The sequence below is a fragment of the Thauera aminoaromatica S2 genome, assembly GCF_000310185.1.
GTDB classification, from domain to species: domain Bacteria; phylum Pseudomonadota; class Gammaproteobacteria; order Burkholderiales; family Rhodocyclaceae; genus Thauera; species Thauera aminoaromatica.
The window spans coordinates 1-3,241 of the sequence record NZ_AMXD01000227.1 but is presented as its reverse complement, the minus strand read 5'-3'; the positions used below and the strand labels follow the sequence as shown (position 1 = coordinate 3,241).

The following is a 3,241-nucleotide window of genomic DNA, read 5'->3' as shown; positions in this document are numbered from 1 at the left end:
AGGAGCACGCAGATGAGCACGACCCCCAAGCCCCGCATCCCCTCCGCGACCGTGCAGCGTGCGCGCACGGTGGAGCGGCTCGTGACCGGCCATCCGACTTCGGACGGTGCCGGTGTCAAGCTCACCCGCGTGCTCACCCAGCCGCTGCAGCGCCGGCTCGATCCCTTCCTGATGCTCGACGCCTTCGGCAGCGACCAGGCCGACGACTACATCGCCGGCTTCCCCGACCATCCCCACCGCGGCTTCGAGACCGTGACCTACATGATCGCCGGCCGCATGCTGCATCGCGACAGCGCCGGCCACGAGGGCCTGCTGGAGAACGGCGGCGTGCAGTGGATGACCGCCGGCCGCGGCGTGATCCACTCCGAGATCCCGCAGCAGGAAGAGGGCGTGATGGAAGGCTTCCAGCTCTGGTTGAACCTGCCAGCACAGGACAAGATGAGCGCGCCCTGGTATCGCGACTTCGCCGCGGGGGAGCTGCCGCGCTTCACCACCTCCGCCGGCGTCGAGGCCACCGTGATCGCCGGCGAGAGCCATGGCGTGACCGGCGCCGTCACCCGCACGGTCACCGCGCCGCTCTACCTCGACCTGCACCTGCCCGCCGGTTCGAGCTTCGCGCAACCCCTGGCGGCCGACCACAACGTCTTCGTTTACGTGTACCGCGGGCAGGTGAAGCTTGGTGAGGTGGCGGTGCCGGTGCGCAACATGGCGATCCTCGCCAACGCCGCGGATCGCGACGGCGTGCGCATTGAGGCGACCGAGGACGCCCGCGTGCTGCTGATCGCCGGCCGCCCGCTCGGCGAGCCGATCGCGCAATACGGCCCGTTCGTGATGAACAGCGAGCAGGAGATCTACCAAGCCGTAGCCGACTATCGCGCCGGCCGCCTGGCCGCCTGAAGAGAGACCTGCGGTTCGTCCGCGCTGGCGGCGATCGCGGGAGAGGCGCCGCGGTCGCCCCGAAAACCGCCGCGCTTCCTTTGCCCCGCTGCGATCGCGACTTGCGTCGCTCCTACGGGAACCGCCGCGCTTCCGAAGCAGTGCTGTAGGAGCGACGCAAGTCGCGATTACGGTGCTTCAGGCCGCGCCGTCGCGTGCTGCTCCGGCTCCCGGCCGTATCGCGACTTGCGGAGCGGCTCGGGAACGATGGGAAGTCGGGTCGGATGCGCTCAGGCGGCCACGGATGCGAGGGCGGCGACCTGGGCGCGGATCGGCGCCGGCACGGGAACCTCGCCCGCGAGCATGGCGCGGATCAACGCAGCGTTGTCCGCCACCGAGGGCGCATCCGGCAGCCCGGCGAGCGGGGGGGCGCCGCCTTCCTCTGCGGGGACAGCGACTCTGGCCTCGCCATCCACGTAGACCTTCATTTCCGGACAACGTCGCGGGTTGGCGTAGATCTCGCCCTCGGTGCCGCGCATCAGCATCGCGCGGCCGCCGTCGGCGCGCAGGAAGGCGTCCATGCGCTCGAGGTACTCGGGGTGGGTCACCGCCACCACGCGTACGCTGCGTCCGCGGCAGGGGTCGATCAGCTTGGCCATGGTGTGGCCGCTTGCGCGCACGCCCATGCGCAGGCGCAGCGCGAGCAGCGGATCCAGCCCGGGCAGCAGCTTGTCCACACCGATGCAGGCGATGTGCCGCCGCGCGAGTTGCGCGGAAGCCTCGACGGCGTCGACGGCCGGATGCAGGTCGAGCGCGGCGAGCAGCTCGAAGGGGCTCACCCGCGTCTCGAAGTCGTGGCGGCCCTGGATCAGAACCGGCACGCCCTCGCGCGCGAGCAACAGCGCCACCAGCGGCATCAGGTTGGCCTGGCGGCGCGCGCCGTTGTAGGTCGGCAGTACCACGCAGCGCGGACCCTCGGGCACCGCCACCTGCACGGTGCGTGCGTCCATCGCCTGCTTGAAGCCGAGCAGCTCGGGCAGCGCCTCGCTCTTGATGCGGAAGGCGAGCAGGATGGCGCCGAGCTCGAGCTCGGGCACCACGCCGTCGAGGATGTCGCCGAAGAGCGCCGCCGCCGCGGCCGTGTCGAGGTCGCGGGCGCCCTTGGCGCCCCGCCCGATTTCCTTGATGATTGGACCGTATTTCATGGCGGCGATTATGGCGAGCTTCGCGCCGCGCGACCAGCGTGTCCACGCGCCGCACCCGCCGCAGAACAAGCAATCCCGTGGAGACTCGACGAATGGATGTCGGATTCATCGGGCTTGGCCTCATGGGCCGGCCCATGGCGCTCAATTTGCTGAAAGCGGGCCATCGCGTGCAGGTGTGGAGCCGGCGGCGCGAGTCGATGCGGCCGCTGCTGGAGGCCGGCGCGGGCGACTGCGCGAGTGCGGCCGAGGTGGCGCGGCGCGCGGCGGTGACGATCAGCATGGTGCCGGACGCGCCCGACGTCGAGCAGGTGACGCTGGGTGCCGAGGGCGTGGCCGACGGTGCCGCACCCGGCCACATCCACATCGACATGAGCACGATCGCGCCCGCTGTGGCGCAGTCCATCGCCGAGCGCCTGGGGGCGCGCGGGGTGATCGCGCTCGATGCGCCGGTTTCGGGCGGCGAGCCGGGCGCGATTGCGGGCACGCTCACCATCATGGTGGGCGGCGACGCGGCGGCCTGCGTGCACGTGCAGCCGCTCTTCGAAGCCATGGGCAAGTCGATCACCCGCATCGGCGAGGCCGGTGCTGGCCAGGTCGCCAAGGCCTGCAATCAGATCGTCACCGGGGTGGGCGTGGCGGCGGTGGCCGAGGCGCTCAATTTCGCGGCCAAGAGCGGCGCGGACGGCACGAAGGTGCGCGAGGCGCTGCTCGGCGGCTTCGCGTATTCGCGCATCCTGGAGAACCATGGGCAGCGCATGCTCGAGCGCAACTTCCGGCCCGGCTTCAAGGCCTGGATGCACCAGAAGGATCTGCGCATCGTCATGGGCGAGGCGCACCGGCTCGGCGTGGCGCTGCCCGCAGCGGCGGCCGCGGCGCAGCTCTTCAACGGCATGATCGGCTGCGGGATGGGTGAGGACGATTCGGTGGCGATGCTCAAGCTGCTGGAGCGCATGAGCGGCGGGGTAGGCGAATGAGCGCGCCCGCACAGCCGGCCGAAGGGAAGCGCTGCCCTCTCCCGGGGAGGAGGTCGCGCAGTGACAGGAGGGTGGTCCGGTGAGCGTGGCGGAAGGCAGGGCGGAGGGCGGGGCGATGAGGGTCGGTTTCATCGGGCTGGGCGTGATGGGCGAGCCGATGGCGCACCACCTGCGCGCCGCGGGCCA

At 71.2% G+C, this 3,241-nt stretch carries 4 protein-coding genes; 3 read left to right on the top strand and 1 reads right to left on the bottom strand.

The window, feature by feature from the left end:
• The first annotated feature begins 12 nt into the window (after positions 1-12).
• On the top strand, positions 13-897 hold the full coding sequence (locus C665_RS18920; RefSeq protein WP_004327212.1) for a pirin family protein: 885 nt from the start codon (positions 13-15) through the stop codon (positions 895-897).
• Positions 898-1,166: 269 nt separating this feature from the next.
• Here C665_RS18920 and ybiB read toward each other — a convergent pair whose 3' ends face one another.
• A complete protein-coding gene (gene ybiB, locus C665_RS18915; protein WP_004327211.1) occupies positions 1,167-2,081 on the bottom strand; it encodes a DNA-binding protein YbiB in 915 nt (304 codons plus the stop codon).
• Between the two features lie 92 nt (positions 2,082-2,173).
• On the opposite strand from ybiB, the gene C665_RS18910 reads away from it, so the two are divergent.
• Both C665_RS18910 and C665_RS21325 read left to right on the top strand, forming a co-directional pair.
• The gene (locus C665_RS18910) at positions 2,174-3,055 is read left to right on the top strand and encodes an NAD(P)-dependent oxidoreductase (RefSeq protein ID WP_004327210.1); all 882 of its coding nucleotides are present in this window, start codon (positions 2,174-2,176) and stop codon (positions 3,053-3,055) included.
• Positions 3,056-3,170: 115 nt separating this feature from the next.
• The coding region (locus tag C665_RS21325) for an NAD(P)-binding domain-containing protein (protein WP_157277067.1) at positions 3,171-3,241 on the top strand (71 nt) is incomplete at its 3' end.

Coding starts and splice junctions, on each gene's coding strand:
- ybiB (WP_004327211.1), bottom strand. CDS start 2,081: ATGAAATACGGTCCAATCATCAAGGAAATCGGGCGGGGCGCCAAGGGC.
- C665_RS18910 (WP_004327210.1), top strand. CDS start 2,174: ATGGATGTCGGATTCATCGGGCTTGGCCTCATGGGCCGGCCCATGGCG.
- C665_RS18920 (WP_004327212.1), top strand. CDS start 13: ATGAGCACGACCCCCAAGCCCCGCATCCCCTCCGCGACCGTGCAGCGT.